The sequence below is a fragment of the Paenibacillus glucanolyticus genome, from assembly GCF_037333485.1.
GTDB lineage: Bacteria > Bacillota > Bacilli > Paenibacillales > Paenibacillaceae > Paenibacillus_AQ > Paenibacillus_AQ glucanolyticus.
Map to the genome: position 1 here is coordinate 2,689,890 of NZ_CP147845.1, position 18,151 is coordinate 2,708,040.

At 51.2% G+C, this 18,151-nt stretch carries 16 protein-coding genes; 13 read left to right on the top strand and 3 right to left on the bottom strand.

Annotated elements, in window-relative coordinates; all coding sequences use genetic code 11:
• Window positions 1-32: 32 nt before the first annotated feature.
• Window positions 33-1,859: a DUF2334 domain-containing protein gene (locus WDY75_RS13000; RefSeq protein ID WP_063479936.1), complete on the bottom strand. Its 1,827-nt coding sequence runs from the start codon at window positions 1,857-1,859 to the stop codon at window positions 33-35.
• Between the two features lie 171 nt (window positions 1,860-2,030).
• On the opposite strand from WDY75_RS13000, the gene WDY75_RS13005 reads away from it, so the two are divergent.
• The 3 genes from WDY75_RS13005 to WDY75_RS13015 all read left to right on the top strand — a co-directional run bounded on the left by WDY75_RS13005 (window position 2,031) and on the right by WDY75_RS13015 (window position 4,198).
• A complete protein-coding gene (locus tag WDY75_RS13005) occupies window positions 2,031-2,549 on the top strand; it encodes a GNAT family N-acetyltransferase (RefSeq protein ID WP_063479935.1) in 519 nt (172 codons plus the stop codon).
• 108 nt (window positions 2,550-2,657) lie between these two features.
• Entirely contained in the window at window positions 2,658-3,740 is a 1,083-nt protein-coding gene (locus WDY75_RS13010) for a redoxin domain-containing protein (RefSeq protein ID WP_063479934.1), read from the top strand.
• Window positions 3,741-3,841: 101 nt separating this feature from the next.
• Entirely contained in the window at window positions 3,842-4,198 is a 357-nt protein-coding gene (locus tag WDY75_RS13015; RefSeq protein WP_006211060.1) for a hypothetical protein, read from the top strand.
• A gap of 97 nt (window positions 4,199-4,295) precedes the next feature.
• Here WDY75_RS13015 and WDY75_RS13020 read toward each other — a convergent pair whose 3' ends face one another.
• Complete coding sequence (locus tag WDY75_RS13020) at window positions 4,296-5,186, bottom strand: hypothetical protein (RefSeq protein WP_063479933.1); 891 nt, start codon at window positions 5,184-5,186, stop codon at window positions 4,296-4,298.
• Window positions 5,187-5,553: 367 nt separating this feature from the next.
• Between WDY75_RS13020 and WDY75_RS13025 the strand changes: the two genes are divergently transcribed.
• The 9 genes from WDY75_RS13025 to WDY75_RS13065 all read left to right on the top strand — a co-directional run bounded on the left by WDY75_RS13025 (window position 5,554) and on the right by WDY75_RS13065 (window position 15,282).
• Complete coding sequence (locus WDY75_RS13025; RefSeq protein ID WP_231888185.1) at window positions 5,554-5,871, top strand: hypothetical protein; 318 nt, start codon at window positions 5,554-5,556, stop codon at window positions 5,869-5,871.
• Window positions 5,872-5,876: 5 nt separating this feature from the next.
• Entirely contained in the window at window positions 5,877-6,182 is a 306-nt protein-coding gene (locus WDY75_RS13030; protein WP_063479932.1) for a DUF4176 domain-containing protein, read from the top strand.
• Window positions 6,183-6,391: 209 nt separating this feature from the next.
• Entirely contained in the window at window positions 6,392-8,461 is a 2,070-nt protein-coding gene (locus tag WDY75_RS13035) for a bifunctional aldolase/short-chain dehydrogenase (protein WP_063479931.1), read from the top strand.
• Window positions 8,462-8,583: 122 nt separating this feature from the next.
• Window positions 8,584-9,849, top strand: coding sequence for an L-rhamnose isomerase (rhaA, locus tag WDY75_RS13040; RefSeq protein WP_036642373.1), 1,266 nt, complete (start codon window positions 8,584-8,586; stop codon window positions 9,847-9,849).
• Between the two features lie 78 nt (window positions 9,850-9,927).
• Window positions 9,928-11,397 carry a rhamnulokinase gene (locus WDY75_RS13045; RefSeq protein WP_063479930.1) on the top strand — a complete coding sequence of 490 codons (1,470 nt, stop codon included), beginning with the start codon at window positions 9,928-9,930 and terminating at the stop codon, window positions 11,395-11,397.
• A 31-nt stretch (window positions 11,398-11,428) separates the two neighbouring features.
• The gene (locus tag WDY75_RS13050) at window positions 11,429-12,205 is read left to right on the top strand and encodes a DeoR/GlpR family DNA-binding transcription regulator (protein ID WP_006211051.1); all 777 of its coding nucleotides are present in this window, start codon (window positions 11,429-11,431) and stop codon (window positions 12,203-12,205) included.
• A gap of 102 nt (window positions 12,206-12,307) precedes the next feature.
• Window positions 12,308-13,045, top strand: a complete 738-nt coding sequence (locus tag WDY75_RS13055; RefSeq protein WP_006211050.1) for a (Fe-S)-binding protein — start codon at window positions 12,308-12,310, stop codon at window positions 13,043-13,045.
• Entirely contained in the window at window positions 13,032-14,552 is a 1,521-nt protein-coding gene (locus WDY75_RS13060; protein ID WP_006211049.1) for a LutB/LldF family L-lactate oxidation iron-sulfur protein, read from the top strand. The genes WDY75_RS13055 and WDY75_RS13060 overlap by 14 nt, the downstream gene beginning before the upstream one ends.
• Window positions 14,545-15,282: a lactate utilization protein gene (locus tag WDY75_RS13065; RefSeq protein WP_063479929.1), complete on the top strand. Its 738-nt coding sequence runs from the start codon at window positions 14,545-14,547 to the stop codon at window positions 15,280-15,282. The genes WDY75_RS13060 and WDY75_RS13065 overlap by 8 nt, the downstream gene beginning before the upstream one ends.
• 208 nt (window positions 15,283-15,490) lie before the next feature.
• Here the strand turns inward: WDY75_RS13065 and WDY75_RS13070 are convergent, their stop codons facing one another.
• Window positions 15,491-16,345: an SDR family oxidoreductase gene (locus tag WDY75_RS13070; protein WP_063479928.1), complete on the bottom strand. Its 855-nt coding sequence runs from the start codon at window positions 16,343-16,345 to the stop codon at window positions 15,491-15,493.
• 282 nt (window positions 16,346-16,627) lie between these two features.
• On the opposite strand from WDY75_RS13070, the gene WDY75_RS13075 reads away from it, so the two are divergent.
• Window positions 16,628-18,136 carry a UDP-N-acetylmuramoyl-L-alanyl-D-glutamate--2,6-diaminopimelate ligase gene (locus WDY75_RS13075; protein ID WP_063479927.1) on the top strand — a complete coding sequence of 503 codons (1,509 nt, stop codon included), beginning with the start codon at window positions 16,628-16,630 and terminating at the stop codon, window positions 18,134-18,136.
• The last annotated feature ends 15 nt before the right edge of the window (window positions 18,137-18,151 follow it).

Genomic DNA, 18,151 nt, shown 5'->3' on the forward strand with positions numbered 1-18,151 from the left:
CAGGCTTTATTGTATAGAAGTATATCATGTCCTTATTCCATTGTCCGGTCCTTGATGTTGATCGCAGCATCCAAAGTTCCGCCAAGAAGCTGGGGCGACCATGCCAGCAGACTGACTCGGCCTTTACCGGTCAGATCGCCAGCGAATGGGATCATCTGTTCTCCAGATATCCATGGGCCAAATAGAGCTTCGCGTGGACCGAAGGCGGCTCCCGAGCTGTAGTGAACAGACCAGCTGCCCGTTTTATGATCAACAAGCACCAAATCCTCATACCCGTCGCCATCTACATCACCAAGCCTCACCGACAGCTGCGAGTCGCTCAGGTTATGGGCCCAATACCATATACCGGCATCCAGGAGGTCTCTACAACTGCTTAGCCAGACCCGACAGGTTCCAGTGGCGGGATTCCAAACGACGAGGTCATCCAGGCCGTCCCCATTCACATCCCCTATGCAGGGAATTTCTCCTTCACGTACAGCAACCTTGTTCTGAATAACAGGAGTAGCAAAGCCGCTCCCGAAACTGTAGGCAATGGCGGCTTTTCCGCTGTGAGGATTCCATAAACATAAGTCATGCCTGCCATCCCCGTCAAAATCACCGGTCAAACACTCCCAGTTCATGACTTCAGCTTCTGACAGCCATGCACCCGCCGGGCATAAGGTGGTGCCTGTGCCAAGGGCAACCTCGCACAATCCAGGCTCCCCATACCACACGGCCGCATCCATCCTTCCGTCCCCATCATAATCCCCTGTCATAGCCGTGCCGCCCGGATGGAGCGGCCAACCCGTCAATAACGGGCGTATGGACAACACGCCGTTATGGAGCCGAAGGGGAGCATCGAATCGAATAGTCGCTATGCACCATAGGTTGTCGGTTTCACTTCGAATGAATAACTGAGCCGGCTGCCGATTTCTTTTGGCAAGCAGCAATGTCGGGTGCTTGATTGTGAGTTTATTCAGCAAACCGCTCTCCCTGAAATCCGGTATGAACGGGGTCAGCGACGTTAGGGGGACAAAGGATTTATGCTCCTGTTTGAAGTACCGAATGATTCTTCTGAGGGGCGAGTTCGGATCATAATGGACAGTACCGTTAGCACGAAGGTGAATATATGAGAATTCGAGATACGGGTGGTAGAAGAATGACGCCAGATCCTTCCAGCCCGTATAGTCCTTTATGGTTTGCCCGATACGAGCTACATCTTCTTCGATGTTGTCACCTGCAACGTAATTGAGCGGGGTAGGTACATAGAGGGTTCCGTTCGAGAATGGATCGTCAGGGTCGAGTTTGAGTACAGGCGTCCTCGCATCCGGTGCGGAAGGCGGGGATTCATATAGAATGCCGTTACAGATCTCGATGATATGCCGTTGGACGGGGGAAGCAGTATAGTGGGGAGTTTCGAACCAGCCGGCGGTCAGATCGGCCGCCTGGAAGGCATTCTCGGCAAGCTGAACCCGCTGATACGCATAGGATTGCTGAAGCTGCAGGAGAGACGTGAGAGCGTCGGACCGATCATCGGGGGGACAATTGGCGCTGCAATCGGGATAGGCAAACTCGAACCCGTCTCCGCTGACCGAGTCCTCGTATTGATGCGTATATCCGTGCATGCCGAGCGAGGCGCCAAGAGTGAGCAGCGTTCTGAGCATAAGGACAAAACGAAGGGAAACATCATTTTCCGCATCGGTTATAGACCGGTCAATACCCTGTGCTGGATCGACATAACGCGGGATGACCGCAAGATGGAAGGGGATTCCTTCATTATGTAGGAACTGAGCGATGACAAGTAATTTGGCTTGTTGTTCCTCACTCTCGTAATTTCCTCCTGGCCCGATATCTTCAAGGCGTATTAGTGCTTTATTCATTCAGATGTGCTCCTTTCCCGGATACACTGGATCGTGATGCGGAGTATATCCATATATTTATGCGGGGACGGTGCACCGTGCCATTTCTGAGGAACGGTGTTTCACGAAAAAGAGGATCAAATGACTGTCAAGCGAATACAAAGAGAAGAAAAAACGAGCAGGAGGAAGAACATGCAGATCAGATACGCTAATGAACATGACGCTGAAGGTATTGCCAAGGTGCATGTGGACAGCTGGAAAACAACCTATAAGGGAATTGTGGACGATCGCTTCTTACAAGCGCTGTCTGCCGCCGATCGTGTAGAGGGCTGGCGCTGGAAGCTGGCGAACATGCCGGAGGACGAGCAGCTGCTTGTCGTGGCCGATGAAGACGGAAAGGTGTACGGGTTTATGTCTTACGGCACAGAACGCGAGCAGAAGATGCCTCATGAAGGAGAACTTTACGCCGTCTATCTGTTGGAAGAGATTCAAGGGCAAGGCTATGGAAATCAACTGTTTGCCAGGCTGAAAGAGTATATGAATATGAAGGGATACACCACCTTATTGGTCTGGGTACTTGAAGGCAATTCGGCAGAACACTTTTATAGACATAAGGGCGGACAGGAACAGAAACGAAAAGAGATTGTCATCGGCGGGAAAACCCATACCGAGATTGCATTGCTGTGGGATTCTATTGACAAGATCACATAATTCAGGCAATCCCCTTAAAGTTTACATCCGTGCGACGATCTACTATGATTAACATATATACCCCTGTGGGTAATTATTAATCCTTGTCATATCGTAGGAGGTTCGCATTTGAGTATTATTCCCATAGGTCCTTTGATGATCAGGGCAGATATCGTTCTCTTCCTTATCTGTGCTGCGGCCGGGCTTGCCGCACTCCGAATCCGCTTGCGCCAGGAGCCGCAGCGGGAATGGGTCCTTGACATTTTTTTGACTGCGCTGATCATTGGTTTTATCTCGTGGAAATTCGGCATGCTGCTGTTTGATCCAATCCGAACCCTTCAGCATCCGACGTCCCTTATTTATATGACGGGCGGAACCCGAGGCATCTGGCTGGGGTGCATCCTTGCGCTTCTCTACGTTGGTCTTCGATGGAATAAGAGCAGGGTAAATTCGGGTCTGCTGCTCAAGTCGGCTATGTTGTCGGCATTCGCGAGCGGACTGGCAGGATCGATATTTCAGTGGCTGTGGGCGGATGGAGCGAGTGTAACGATTTCGTTGTTCTACATTGTATTGTTCGGTGTTCTGCTTATCCTGAGCTGGCTTCAATTCCAGAAGCCGCTAACCCATTACCTTACGCTCGGTTTAGGGAGGAACAGGGCAGTGCTGCTTCTCATGTCAGCTCTGTTCATATGGGTAATCTATGACTTTGCCTCCAATTCGGCCAGCGAGCGAGATGCCGGTGCTCCGAGTCAAGGAGAACATGCGGATCATATTATCGAGGGCTTGAAGCCAGGACTTCGCGCACCGGACGTCGCACTCCTGAACCTGGAAGGACAGAAGGTAAAGCTGTCGGATTATCGCGGACAAACGGTTCTTCTTAACTTTTGGGCATCCTGGTGCCCGCCTTGCAAGGTAGAAATGCCATATATGCAGGATTTTTACGATAAGCATCAAGACGAAGACGTTGTGATTCTGGCAGTTAATATGACGCATCTGGAAACTAACATGAGCGAGGTGCAGGCTTTTGTCGAGCAGAACGGTTTAACCTTTCCTGTTCTATATGACCGGAACGGGGAGAACACAAAAAGCTATGAGGTCGTAGCCTATCCGACTACCTATGTGATATCGCCAAACGGTATCATTTCGGAGCGGTTTCAAGGGGCGATAAACGAAGATCTGATGGAACAAGCCTACCGTAAAGCGCGTGAATAAGCAGGGTGAAAAGGCGGAATTTTGGCTTTGTGGACATTTATCTCTGCCGACTTCCCTCCAGCAGGAATATAATACACAAACGCTTGGGAGGGGGAAAAAAAGTGCAACCAATACCAATATCGGCAGACGGATGCAGAAATTACGTCGGCAAATCCATCTGCGCTGTCATGCATGATGGAACTGAAGTCGTGGGGACTATTCGCGGTGTACATGATCGAGGCCTCGAACTCGAATTTGCGAACCCATCCGCATATATATTGTCCACAAAAGGCAAAAAAGGCAAGAAGTCTTCAAAGTCAGCTAAAAATGGTGCGCAAACATCCGCATTTGCACCATATGGCTACGGCGGTGGCTATGGCTATGGCGGTGGATACGGAAGAGGATACGGCTGGGGAGGCAATGTATTTGCTTGGGAAGCCATCGCTCTGTTATTCCTCATTCCATTCTTGTTTATCTAAAATAGAGAAAGAACCTCGTGATCACCGGCAGATGATGTTTTATATAGAAGAGACAGGGCATGGGATATCCCAGCGCTGTCTCCTTTTTAATTCCGGATTATATATTTCGGGCATGGGAGCTGAGTAGGGCTGAAGCCGAAGCATTGGTTTGTCTCAGGAGCCATATGACAGGAGTAAATGCGATGAGAAAACAGTTTCCGGCCAGAATCGGAAGTAAAGACCATTCGGCAATGGAATAACCGAGAAGCGTTTGCCAGCCGATGGCAACCAATCCAAGGAGATAAGCGATGCCACTCATATGGATGAGTATCGGTTTGGCTGCAGGATTGAAGGATTTTCTCAAGGACAGCCATGCTACGAATGGGATTGCTTGAAGAGCATGAAAGCCTAACCCATGGAGCCAGATGATGTTACCGCCGATTCCGGTGAAGCGTCCAGCATTGATGGATATCCATATGCCGGCTGCAAACGAAATCAGCACCGCGATCATGGCATAACGAATGCCAAGCACAAGCTCAGGGTGTGCTTTCATCGCCTGTTTCCGGAAGTACTGAAGCCCAAAAATCAGATAGAGTATCAAGAGCAGCAAAGCCACGGCGGAGAAAGAAATCGCTATGACCACATCAAAGGCGGAACCGTTCTGAACGAACCTCGGATTGACACCGCGGAAATTTTGTACCGTCTCGGCAAAATAGGAAAACAAAACGAGAAAAATATAACAGCAGCGGAAGATGGACTTGCTTCTCGGTCGTAAACCGGATACCGGCAAGATCGCTGCGGTTGAAATCGTGAATATTCCCAGCGCCGCAGTAAAGGAAATTGCTTTGGAGACATCGCCATCGGGGGCGACAGGTCCTCCATTCAGCAGGACCCATATCCCGCAAATTCCGGCTAATAAGAAGCCGATCAGCCCTGCAAGCATAAGCCAGGTCTCCTGCTTATACAATTTGACAAATTGGTTGGTTGTTCCGTGTGAAGGTTGATTCATAATGATTAACATCCTCTCCGTAATGATGAATTGCTTATAATTTACAGGAGAAAGGCTGCCTTATTAACGGGCTGGGGATGTAATCAATTACCGTACCTGGGAATGGTTCCTATCTGGGCTTAAGGAGGGGATAGGGGATAACGGAGGGGATGGTGGTCCAGGAATTAAAGCTTAGCCAGTGCTAAATAACTAGTGTGAGCAGCCTAGAAATGAACCCTTCGCTTGATTGTTCCTTTCCTGAATACCTACTAAAATTGAAAAATGTGGTTATTCACTTGAAGGATCGGTTAATAGTGTAAGGATTTGAAATTTGTATTTGGACTGCCTAACGAGAACGGGCAGCATGACAGAAGGGGCGTCATTTTTTATGTCCAATCGAATTTTGGTTACACCCGAGCAACTGGAGCAGGTCTCGGCACAATTTGCTCAGTCTGGTCAACTAAGCAGTGACATGGTGGAGCGGGTAAAAGGAGGCAGAGTGCCGATGAACGATAGACAGAGGAAGTTCAAATACATAATGACGGTCATTGGCATAGTAGGCGTGCTCGGCACGGTTGTTCCCAATTTACTGAATGCGGAATATGCGGCCGCGGAAAAGGCAGTGATCTGTATATCCTACCTGGTGGGAGTCCCGCTTGTAGTTTCGTTGGTTTATTGGGCAGGCAAAAACATAATGAAGGGTTGATAATCATGGAACAGCAGCTGCTGCCGATAGGCTCGGTGGTCAAATTCAAGGAATGGGATCAGACGCTGATGATATATGGGCGGATGCAGAATGACTCCAAGACGTTGAAGCGTTGGGATTATGTCGCCTGCTTCTACCCTCATGGCAATCTGACGAAGGATTCCAACATCTTTTTTAACCATGAGGATATATCGGAGGTTGTATTTAGGGGATATATTAACGACGATGAAATCGCATTTCGCGATGCGCTGATTGAAGGGATTGAAAAAGCCGATCAAATGGCGCAATCCGCAGGCGCGGATAAATCATAGCTCTATTACACAGCAGCTCGGTATGGAGGCATCTCCAGCGGAGCTCTTTTTTTTGTTTTCAGAGGAACGTGTATTAAATAACAAAACAAAAAAACAGACAAATGATCTTTGTTTATTTTTGAAAAACACACTATTCAAACATAAACGGACATGATAATATAGGAATCAAATGAAAGCAAATTCATATGGTCAATCGGAGGGGAAACTTCATGGTTCAGAGCTTATGGGAACAATCTACAGCGCAGCAGGCACAAAATACATTGGATGAGCTTGTATACCGTTCCAATTTGATTGGGGCGGATCGGCGCGTCTGCAATTGGGGCGGCGGCAACACATCCAGCAAAACCACGATTCAGGATTTCCGAGGCAAAGATGTAGAGGTCATGTATGTGAAGGGCAGCGGCTCCGACCTTGCAACCATGAAATCGGGCAATTTCACAGGCTTGCGACTGGAGGATATTCGGCCATTGTTCGAGAGGGAATCGATGTCCGATGAGGAAATGGTGGCTTATCTGGGCCACTGCATGGTGGATGCCAAGCATCCTCGCGCTTCCATTGAAACGCTGCTGCATGCGTTCTTGCCGTTCCGGCATGTGGATCATACGCATCCCGATGCCATCATCAGCTTATGCTGCGCTCATAACGGCAAGGAACTGGCCCAAGAAATCTTTGGCGACCGATTCGTATGGGTTCCGTATGTACGACCCGGGTTCACACTGTCGAAGATGATTGCGGAAGGGGTGCTGGCGAATCCCCAAGCTGAGCTTGTTCTCATGGAGAAGCACGGTCTCGTAACCTGGGGAGATACCTCTGAGGCATGTTATGCGCAAACAATTCGTATCATTAGCGAAGCAGAGGCTTTCATCGAAGCCCGGGTTAACAACGACAAGCTGTTTGGCGGGCGCAAATTTGCCCCGTTGGCCTCTGAGGTACGCCGCAGCATTGCGGCAGAGGTGATGCCTGCCGTTCGTGGTGCTGTGAGCGACGTCAAGAAGATGATCCTGTCTTTTGACGATCAGGACGATGTGCTGGACTTTGTCGGCGGCAGCGATGCCCCCAAGCTATCCCAGGTGGGAGCGGCATGCCCAGACCATCTGGTCCATACCAAGGTTGTTCCCCTCTTCATCGATTGGACACCGGATGCTGACGATGTGGAAGGCCTTAAGGCGAAGCTGATTGAAGGCATTGCAGACTACAAAGAGCAGTATAAAGCGTACTTTGAACGAAACCGCCATGAAGGTGATGTTATGTTCGAAGCAGCTCCGCGCGTCATTCTTATTCCTGGAATCGGGATGATTAATACCGGCAAGAGCTGGGCGATGTCGCAAGTCAGCGGTGCCCTGTACCATCGGGCGATTGCGGTTATGCGGGGGGCGACGGCACTGGGTGATTTTGTGTCCCTGAGCGAGAATGAGTCTTACAATGTAGAGTACTGGCCGCTTGAGCTGTACAAATTGTCCCTCGCTCCTGCCGAGACGGAGTTCTCCCGTCAGGTTGCCTTCATCACAGGCGGGGCAGGCGGGATCGGCAGTGCAACCGCCCGTCGATTGGTGTCCGGGGGAGCGCATGTTGTGCTGGCCGATTTAAATTTAGAAGGAGCGCAGCAGGTTGCCGAGGAGATTAATGCAAAATACGGAGATCATCGGGCGTTTGCTGTTAAAATGGATGTAACCGATGAAGAGGCGGTTCAACGCGCCTATCGTGAAACGGCAATAACCTATGGCGGCGTTGATATCATTATCAATAACGCGGGCCTTGCAACATCCAGTCCGTTTGATGAGACTAGCCTGAAGGAATGGAACCTGAACATGAACGTTCTGGGGACGGGGTATTTCCTTGTAGCCCGAGAAGCCTTTAAATTAATGAAGGTACAGGGCGTCGGCGGAAGCATGGTGTTTGTTGGCTCGAAAAACTCCGTCTATGCCGGGAAAAACGTGACCGCCTACAGCTCCGCGAAAGCACTGGAGGCGCATCTGGCCCGCTGCATTGCTGCTGAAGGCGGGGAATACGGAATCCGAGTCAACACGATTTTGCCTGACGCGATTCTGCAAGGGTCTGCAATATGGAACTCGAACTGGAGAAATGAGCGGGCGGCAGCCTATGGAATTGAACCGGATCAACTGGAAGAGCATTACCGTAAACGCACGACTCTTCTTGTGAATATATATCCGCAAGACATTGCCGAAGGCATTGCTTACTTCGCTTCTTCGAGATCCTCGAAGACAACCGGCTGCATGCTGACCATTGACGGCGGAGTGCCGGCTGCATTTACTCGTTAATTTGGATAGAAGCACATGCACATACGCGATCCACAAGGAATCATGATGATATCATATTTCATATAATCGGGCGCTGGGTCTCTTATGACCCGGCGATCCTCATTCAAGCGGGGGGTTATGAGATGAGGCAGGATGTTGCAAGGAATTATGAAGAAGCGAAAAAGCTCTATGAGCAGCATGGCATCCAGGTAGATGAAATCTTGACGGAGCTTGAACGTATCAAAATCTCCATCCATTGCTGGCAAGGAGACGATGTTCGCGGATTTCTGTTCCGGGATCAGGAGCTGTCTGGCGGGATTTCCGTAACCGGCGAGTATCCCGGCGCAGCAGGAACGCCGGAGCAGCTTCGGGCCGATCTGGAAAAAGCGATGTCGCTTATTCCGGGATCGCATAAGGTGAACCTCCATGCCATATATGCGGACACCGAGGAATCGGTGGATTTGGATCAGCTGGAGCCCAAGCATTTTCAGTCCTGGGTGGATTGGGCCAAAGTACAGGGAATCGGGCTTGATTTTAATCCAACCTGCTTCTCCCACGACAAGTCGAGGGACGGTTTTACGCTAAGCCATGCCGATCCGGCTATTCGCCAATTCTGGATTGACCATTGCAAGGCTTCACGCAGAATCGGGGCTTATTTTGGTGAACAGCTGGGTCAGACCTGCGTGACCAACATCTGGATCCCGGATGGTTATAAAGACATACCGGTTGATCGTTTAGCGCCCAGACAACGGCTGAAGGCATCGCTGGATGAGATTTTTGCCGAGGAGATCAATCCAGACTGGAACCTCGATGCCGTAGAGAGCAAGCTGTTCGGGCTGGGCTCCGAGGCTTACGTTGTCGGCTCCCATGAATTTTATATGGGGTACGGCATTCAGAATAATAAGCTGATTTGCCTTGACGCAGGGCATTTCCACCCAACCGAAGGCATTGCCGGAAAGCTGTCCTCACTCGCGCTCTTTACGGAAGGGCTCCTCCTTCATGTAAGCCGGCCGATGCGGTGGGACAGTGACCATGTTGTCATTATGGATGATGAGTTAATTGAAATTGGACGCGAGCTTGTGCGTAATGACTTGCTTGGTGTCACCCATATCGGGCTGGACTTTTTCGATGCAAGCATTAACCGCATTGCCGCTTGGGTTATCGGTACTCGCAATACGATTAAGGCGCTGCTTCGTGCCAAGCTCGAACCGACCGAGACGCTGAAGCAAGCCGAGCTTGAGGGTGATTACACAACCCGTCTTGCGTTAATGGAAGAGTTTAAATCCTATCCCTTTGGAGCGGTGTGGGATTACTACTGCGAACGCATGGGGGTACCCGTCAGGGAAGAATGGTTATCCGAAGTGAAGCGGTATGAGCAGGACGTATTACTGAAGCGCTTCGGGTCATAAGTAGAGCAGGATCATTTTTTATGCAATCATCGTTGTGTCGGGCAGTGGAAATTGATCTGACAAGGAGGCTAGAGAACGTTGAGCGTTCTTGCATTTGATATTGGAGCAAGCAGCGGAAGAGCTATGCTGGGGCAGTTAAGCAGCCGAACCATTGAAGTGAAGGAAATCCACCGATTTCCGAATGACCCTGTTCGAGTTGGCAACCGCTTACAATGGGACGTTCTCCGGATTTATCATGAGATGAAGCAGGGCTTGCTGCGGGCGAAAGGGCAGCACGGACTGCCGACAAGCATAGGCATCGATACCTGGGCGGTGGATTACGGTCTTGTGGATCGGAATGGCGAGCTTATGACGAATCCGTATCATTATCGCGATACGCACACGGACGGTGTGATGGAACAGGTCATGAAAAGCGTGCCGCCTTCCGAGATTTTTGAACGGACGGGGATTCAGTTCCTCCCGTTTAACACCATTTATCAGCTGGCCTCAATCCGGCAGCAGAAGCCTTATCTGCTTCAAGAAGCGGAGCGGTTCTTGATGATTCCCGATCTGCTGCGCTACTTCTTGACCGGTGAGATGGCTAATGAGTTTACGAATGCTACCACGACGCAGCTGTATAATCCGGTTTCAGGCAGCTGGGATCATTATCTGATGAATTCTTTGCATATACCTCATGGGATGTTTCATCCAGTCGTTCAACCCGGCACCCCCGTTGGATCTTTGAGATCTTCCGTAACAGAGGAGCTGGGGATCGCGTCCGTTCCGGTTTATACGGTTGCCGAGCATGATACGGCATCCGCCGTGGTGGCGGTACCGGCACTGGATCGGTCATTTGCTTACTTAAGCTGCGGTACCTGGTCGTTGATGGGAACAGAGGTGGAGCAGCCTGTCATTCATGAACGGGCCAGAGAGCTGAACTTCACGAATGAGGGAGGGGCATACGGTACTTACCGGCTGCTCAAGAACATCATGGGTCTGTGGATTCTGCAGGAGTGCCAGCGGACCTGGGAGCGGGAAGGGTTATCCTACTCGTACCCCGAATTGGTTAAGATGGCGGATGCAGCACCTGCTTTTGCATGTTTCATTGATCCGGACGATCCCTTATTCCTCCCGGCTGGAGACATGCCGAAGCGGGTAAGGGAGTATGCGGCTCGCACCAACCAGCGCATTCCGCAAGCTGAAGGTGCCATCGTGCGCTGCATCATGGAGAGTTTGGCCATGCAGTACCGTTATGTGCTGGATTTGACCGAGGAATTGTCCGGACAGAAATTTCAAGGGTTGCATATGGTAGGCGGTGGCATTCATAATGAAACATTATGCCAGTGGACGGCGAATGCCATCGGCAAGCCTGTATGGGCTGGACCTGCAGAGGGCAGCGCCATTGGCAATATGGCTGTGCAGTGGATTGCACAGGGCGAGTTGTCCGATATATGGGAGGCTCGTGCCGTTATTAGGGAATCATTCCCGGTCAAGACTTACGAGCCCGAGGATACTCCACTATGGGAGGATGCCTGTGGTGTGTTCGGTCAGCTGACCCGGAAGAGATAGAATATATCGAATAGTAAGGATGGGCGGTAATATGCTGGTTGCAGAACGATATGAGAAAATAGTACAGTTGGTCAACGAAAGAGGGAGCATCCGCGTCTCCGAGCTGAGTCAGCTATGCGGCGTAACGGAGGAAACGATTCGCCGTGACCTTGACAGGCTGGAGCAAGCAGGACGCCTGCGCCGTTCCCATGGAGGGGCGGTTAGTGTGAAGGATCAACCGGAAATTCAGCGCTCGCAGCCGGAGATACCGTATGCTGAACGGGAAATCATGAATGCGCTGGAGAAGCAGCGCATTGCGGAGGAAGCGGTCAAGCGAATCCATCCGAATGACCGTATCTTGCTTGATGCCAGCTCAACGGCCTGGTATATGGCAAAAATCATACCGGATATTCCGATTACGGTATTGACGAATTCAATCAAGGTGGCTGCCGAGCTAAGCACCAAGGAGCGCGTCCAGGTTATATCTACCGGCGGCATTCTGGCACACCGCTCGTTGTCCTTTGTCGGTCCGCTTGCGGAACGCTCTCTTGATGCTTATTACGTGGATAAAGCCTTTCTGTCCTGCAAGGGCGTGCACCTGGACAGGGGACTTAGCGAATCCAACGAGCTTCAGGCCAGAATAAAGCATAAAATGATTGGAATGACGGATGAGACCATTGTGCTTGCCGATGCCAGCAAATTCGGTGCTCAGGCTTTTGCCCAGGTGGCCGACTTGTCTCAAGTGAATCTGATTATTACGGATAGGAGATTAACGGAAGAGGAAGCCGATCCTTATCGAGCTTTAGGCATCACCATTCAATCTGTGTAGAGCAGCGAATGGACATCAACATTGGAATCCCCCCGAGGTCGGGGGGTTCTTGCCAGAGACCGATCAATCGGTCCATATCCTGATGATAGCGGGGTGAAAATCATGAAGATTTCGTTGTTTGTTACTTGCCTCAGTGATGCCTTGTTCCCGCGGGTGGCTGAATCCATGGCAAGGCTGCTGGCCAGGTACGGTGTTCATTTGGAATTCCCGGAAATTCAGACCTGCTGCGGTCAGCCGGCCTATAACAGCGGTTACTGGGAGGATGCACGAATAAGCGCGAGGACGATTCTCGACGCTTTCGAAGATAGTGACTTCGTTGTTTCCCCTTCCGGTTCCTGCACCTATATGATTCATCATTATCCGGATCTGTTCAAGGACGATCCCCTCTACCTGAAAAAAGCGAAAGCGCTTCAATTCAAATCCTATGAGTTTACCCAGTTCCTTGTCGATGTGCTCGGTGTGACTGATGTGGGAGCCGTTTATCCGCAAAAGGTAACCTACCATCCCTCCTGTCACGGCAGCCGTCTGCTGGGCGTTAAGGATGAACCGATGAAGCTGTTGAATCAGGTGAAGGGGCTGGAGCTTGTACCGCTGCCTTTTGCAGAGGATTGCTGCGGGTTCGGAGGCACGTTTGCCGTGAAGATGGCGGATATTTCGGGAGCCATGGTCACCGAGAAAAGCGATCATGTGCTGGAGACGGAAGCGACCGTGCTGGTCGGTCTTGATATGGCCTGCCTGATGAATATTGCCGGCAATTTGCGTCATCGGGGCGAGAAGGTGCAGGTCAAGCACTTGGCCGAACTTCTGTACGAGGGGGTGAGCGTGCATGAACACAGCTGAATCGAAAGCGCATTCGGTTAAGGAACGTGCAGGTTACGCTCTGAACAACGAATTTCTGCGCAATGCGGTGAAGTTTACAACAGAGCGGCTGCGGCTTGGCAAAAAGCTGGCGTCGGAGGAGCATGGCAACTGGGATGAGTGGAGGGAGCGAGGACGTCAAATCCGGCTTCATACCATCGCTCACCTGGATTACTATTTGAATGAGTTTGCTGAACAGGCCAGGGCGAACGGGGCTCATGTCCACTTTGCGGAGACGGCGGAGGAAGCGGTCGCGCTATCCCTGCAGATCGCGGAGCACAAGTCCGCCAAGTCCGTCGTAAAGTCCAAATCGATGGTGTCCGAGGAGCTGCATTTGAACAAAGCACTGGATTCCATCGGCGTGGAGGCCGTGGAAACGGACCTCGGCGAGTACATTATTCAGCTTGCGGATGAAACCCCATCCCATATCATCATCCCTGCGATCCACAAGAACCGTTATCAGATCGCAGAGCTTCTGTCTGAGGAGGCGGGCGAAACGCTGCCGCCCGACACGGCGATCATGGCAGGTTTTGTACGAATGAAGCTGCGCGAGAAGTTTCTCGAAGCGGATATTGGCATGACGGGCTGCAATTTTGCAATTGCCGAGACGGGATCGATGGTATTGTTCGAGAACGAAGGCAATGCCCGGATGGTGACCACCGTGCCCAAGACGCAAATAACGCTTATGGGAATGGAGCGGATCATCCCGTCATGGGCTGACCTGGAAGTGATGGCCACCTTGCTCCCGCGGTCAGCGACCGGCCAGAAGCTGACAGTCTATATGTCTGGAATCAGTGGTCCCAAGAGAGAGCTGGACGCCGATGGACCTGATGAAATGCATATTATCATCATCGATAATGGGCGTTCTCTCCAGCTCGGCGATCCGGAATTCCAGGAGCTGCTCAACTGCATTCGCTGCGGCGCATGCCTGAACGCCTGTCCCGTATATCGCCATATTGGCGGTCACGCATACGGAGGCACCTACAGCGGTCCGATCGGTGCCGTATTGACTCCGGCGTTAAACAAGAATGTCGCGGAATGGGATGATATCGCCAACGCATCGAGTCTGTGCGGAGCATGTTATGAGGCATGTCCTGTGAAGATTCCGCTCCACGATATGCTGGTATCCTTACGGCGAAGAAAGATTGAGGCCGGACGCGGTGACAAGTTGGAAGCCATGGGGATGAAGGGCTTCTCCGCGATAATGGGTAATGCCAAACGTTATCGCAGCGTGGTATCCCTGGGGAAATGGGGGCAGAAGTTTGTCGTTCGAAACGGGGAGATTCGGACACGGATCGGCCCGTTGAAAGGATGGAACTCGTACCGAGTGACCCCGAGTCTGCCTAAGCAGTCCTTCCGGGATCGGTGGCCGGAGATGGAGCGGGATATCCGCCGGACCTCCGGGCAGATGGAGCCTGAAATCGCAAACCGATTGAAGGAACGGCTTCAGCAGCAGAAGTCGCGAAAGGGGGAGGACTCCCATGGGTAACCATGCAGACGGCGGGTGGTTAAGCCAACTGGAAGAACGCTCGCGCAAGAAACAGGAGTTGTTCATGGATGGGATTGCCGCGAAGCTGGGAAGAGACCGCGTTCGGTCAGCTCCGGAGCATCCTTTTCGCGGTGCGCCTGATTTCTGGCATGAATTCCAGTGGCCGCTGGAAGAGAAGATTACGCAATTTACCGCGAACTTTGAAGCGGCCGGAGGCCATGCGGTCAGGGTAAGCAATCGTGAAGAGGTAAGCCGGTTTATTCGAGATAAGGCACTGGAGATGAGTGCGGCCACGATTCTTCGTCAACGGGAAGAGGCTCTGGACCTTTTAGAACTTGAAGAGAGTTTGCCGGAGGCCATGATTCTCTCCTGGAACGAAGCTGCCGACACGGACTGGAGAGCTGTCGCCGCGAAGGCCGATTTTGGCGTGGTGATGGCTGATTATGTAGCGGCCTACACGGGTTCGATTACGGTGAAATCTGCCCCGCATAAAGGAAGATCGGTCAGCCTGCTGCCCACGGTACTGATTGCCGTCATTCCTGTCGATCGGATGTATACCCGTTTAGGCGAGATTCTGGTTCAGTTTGATCAAGGCGGACGTGAGCAGCTTCCTGCCGGCATCCATTTCATCTCGGGTCCCAGCCGTTCTGCCGATATCGAGAATGATCTGACGATCGGCGTTCACGGACCCGGCATCGTCTATGCCGTACTAGTAGATTCTTATGAGTAATCATTAGATAAACAATAAGCCCCTTGCCTGGAGTAGGAATGTTTATACTCCAGGCAAGGGGCTGTTTAGCATGTCGGAATTCTATCATTTTCAGGCGAAGGTAAAAATCTCGGTAGCTGCAAGAAGAACATCCTCCCAAGCGGGTTCTGTTTTTCTGCAAGCACGTCGATGGTAGTTTACTCAGTCGCTCGTTGTTTTTTTTGTGAGATTATTTTCCTTTTCGCGTCAGCTCGGCCAGTCGATCCCACTGCTCATGAGTTACTTCTGACAGGTCATTGAACTGGCCCGCACCCCTCAGCCATTCGCCGCCATCAATGGTGATGACGTCCCCATTAATATAGCCGGCATAATCCGAGATGAGAAAGGCGGCCAGGTTGGCCAATTCCTCCGCGTCGCCAACGCGTCGCAGGGGGATACGGTCGATCATTTTCTGCTCAAGCTCCGGCGTCGGCGATAATCTTGACCATGCGCCTTCAGTTGGGAACGGTCCGGGCGCAATGGCTACTTGACGAATACCGTATGAGGCCCATTCCACAGCTAAGGATCGGGTAAGTGCGAGCACTCCCGCTTTCGCAGCTGCAGAAGGGACCACGTACCCTGAGCCTGTTGAAGCGTAGGTAGTGACAATGTTGAGCATCGTTCCGTTCTTCCCCTGCTCGATCCAGCGCTTGCCAACCTCAAGGGTCGTGTAGAAAGTTCCATGCAGCACGATATTTAACACAGCATCCACCGCTCGTGGCGAAAGACGTTCAGTCGGGCTGATAAAATTGCCAGCCGCATTGTTCACAAGCACATCAATGCCTCCATAATGCAATTCTGCTGCATCGACTAGTGCTGTGATCTGCGCAGGATCCCGTACATCACAGGTCTGATGCCATACCTCGCATCCCAATTGCCTTAGCTCATCAGCCGTCTGCTGCAGAACCTCCTCCCGGCGTCCGCATATGGCCAGCTTGGCGCCAAGCTGTGCGAACTTCTCGCCCATGGCACGTCCCAGTCCGGTTGCGCCTCCTGTGATCAATACGACTTTGTTTTGAAGTAAATCGTCGGTGAATGGTCCCATCGATTATTCTCCTTTCAAGCAGTGATGAAAATAACAGAACGAATAAGTGAATCTGATGTTCATATGAGCGGCTGGTATCGATATTCGATATTGGAATTGCAACCGCTTACTTCCAGCGTAACATGGTTATCTCTTCCAGTCATCATATTCTTGTTTCATAACGGGCTGGCTTGGTTAGGTTAATAAGAAACGCTGGTTTAAAACGATACATCGTCGTGAATTCTACGCCTTAATATCACAACGGACCTTGAATGGATTACATCACGAGATGAGGTACCCTACATGAACCTGAAATCACTGACGGAGCGGCTGATTCTTAAGACAATTACAGGCAGCACTGCTGTGGAAATCACGAATCTCGATACGGATTCAAGAGCCATCAGACCTGGCGGATTGTTTGTCTGCGTTCCGGGATTTAATGTAGACGGCCATGATTATATCGAGCATGCGATACAGAACGGTGCTGTTGCCATTATGGCTGAGAAGGAGCTTCCGGAGCTTCCCGGGAACATTACGCGGATTACTGTGCCGGATACAAGAAGGGTGCTTCCCATTTTAGCCAACTCCTTTTTCGGTAATCCTACCGAGCAGCTGAAATTGATCGGGATTACGGGGACGAACGGCAAAACAACAACAACACATATGGTTGATAAGGTGCTGAATGATTCCAACCGCAAAACGGGAATTATTGGTACTCTCTATATGAAAATCGGAGATCATGTAGAGAAAACGTTGAATACCACGCCGGATACGATCCAGCTGCAGCGATATTTTCATACGATGGTTGCCCATGGCGGCACGTATGGCGTGTTGGAAGTGTCCTCGCATGGACTGGATATGGGAAGAGTGCGGGGGTGTGATTTTCAGACCGTTGTTTTTACAAACCTGTCCCATGATCATCTCGATTTCCATCAGAACATGGAGAGTTATCGCAATACGAAGGAACTGCTATTCACCCAACTAGGCAACAGTGATCGTGACATGCAGAAAAAAGTGGTGCTGAATGCTGATGATGCGGCCTCATCCTATTACGGGAAGCGTACATCCGCACAGATTGTGACATACGGTATTCATAACCCGGCGGATGTTCGTGCTCTGCATATTCAAAATACCGGGGACGGCTGCAACTTTATCGTAGAGACGCCATGGGGAAGTAGCGACTTCAGTATGAAGATTCATGGCATACACAACGTGTACAATGCGCTGGCGGCCATTACTACCTGTCTACTCGAAGGGATTCCGATCCAAGAAATCAGGAACAGTCTTCAGGATTTTGCAGGTGTTCATGGACGTTTTCAAGAAATAAAGACAGACAGGAGTTTTCGCGTAGTTGTAGATTATGCCCATAATCCGGATGGGCTCAAGGCAACCTTGCTGTCCGCTAAAGAAATTACCTCGGGCAAAATGATATGCGTGTTGGGCTGTCGGGGCGAACGGGATCGGCTCAAACGGCCGATCATGGCGGATATTGCAGCATCCTATTCGGATTATGTGTTGTTCACAACGGACAATCCGTTCTCCGAGGACCCGGAGCAGATCATAGCTGAGATGCTCGGAGGTTTGAGCTCTCATCATGCCGTCAACTGGGAGGTAGTGCCGAACCGCAAAGAGGCGATTCAACGAGCGGTCGAGATGGCCGGGGACCAGGACAGGATTATCATTACCGGGCGGGGTCATGAGACCCGTTACGAAGCGGGGAGCCAGGTTGATTCTTTCAGCGATGAGGAGGTTGTGCTGAGTTCCCTTCAGGCCATGGAGCACGGCATCCAGATGATGTCACCCGAACAATAAGCTTAAGCGATCTTG

Excerpts from the sequence above, each read along its gene's own strand:
- WDY75_RS13000 (WP_063479936.1), bottom strand. The coding sequence starts at position 1,859 with ATGAATAAAGCACTAATACGCCTTGAAGATATCGGGCCAGGAGGAAAT.
- WDY75_RS13005 (WP_063479935.1), top strand. The coding sequence starts at position 2,031 with ATGCAGATCAGATACGCTAATGAACATGACGCTGAAGGTATTGCCAAG.
- WDY75_RS13020 (WP_063479933.1), bottom strand. The coding sequence starts at position 5,186 with ATGAATCAACCTTCACACGGAACAACCAACCAATTTGTCAAATTGTAT.
- WDY75_RS13025 (WP_231888185.1), top strand. The coding sequence starts at position 5,554 with ATGTCCAATCGAATTTTGGTTACACCCGAGCAACTGGAGCAGGTCTCG.
- WDY75_RS13030 (WP_063479932.1), top strand. The coding sequence starts at position 5,877 with ATGGAACAGCAGCTGCTGCCGATAGGCTCGGTGGTCAAATTCAAGGAA.
- WDY75_RS13035 (WP_063479931.1), top strand. The coding sequence starts at position 6,392 with ATGGTTCAGAGCTTATGGGAACAATCTACAGCGCAGCAGGCACAAAAT.
- rhaA (WP_036642373.1), top strand. The coding sequence starts at position 8,584 with ATGAGGCAGGATGTTGCAAGGAATTATGAAGAAGCGAAAAAGCTCTAT.
- WDY75_RS13050 (WP_006211051.1), top strand. The coding sequence starts at position 11,429 with ATGCTGGTTGCAGAACGATATGAGAAAATAGTACAGTTGGTCAACGAA.
- WDY75_RS13055 (WP_006211050.1), top strand. The coding sequence starts at position 12,308 with ATGAAGATTTCGTTGTTTGTTACTTGCCTCAGTGATGCCTTGTTCCCG.
- WDY75_RS13060 (WP_006211049.1), top strand. The coding sequence starts at position 13,032 with ATGAACACAGCTGAATCGAAAGCGCATTCGGTTAAGGAACGTGCAGGT.
- WDY75_RS13065 (WP_063479929.1), top strand. The coding sequence starts at position 14,545 with ATGGGTAACCATGCAGACGGCGGGTGGTTAAGCCAACTGGAAGAACGC.
- WDY75_RS13070 (WP_063479928.1), bottom strand. The coding sequence starts at position 16,345 with ATGGGACCATTCACCGACGATTTACTTCAAAACAAAGTCGTATTGATC.
- WDY75_RS13075 (WP_063479927.1), top strand. The coding sequence starts at position 16,628 with ATGAACCTGAAATCACTGACGGAGCGGCTGATTCTTAAGACAATTACA.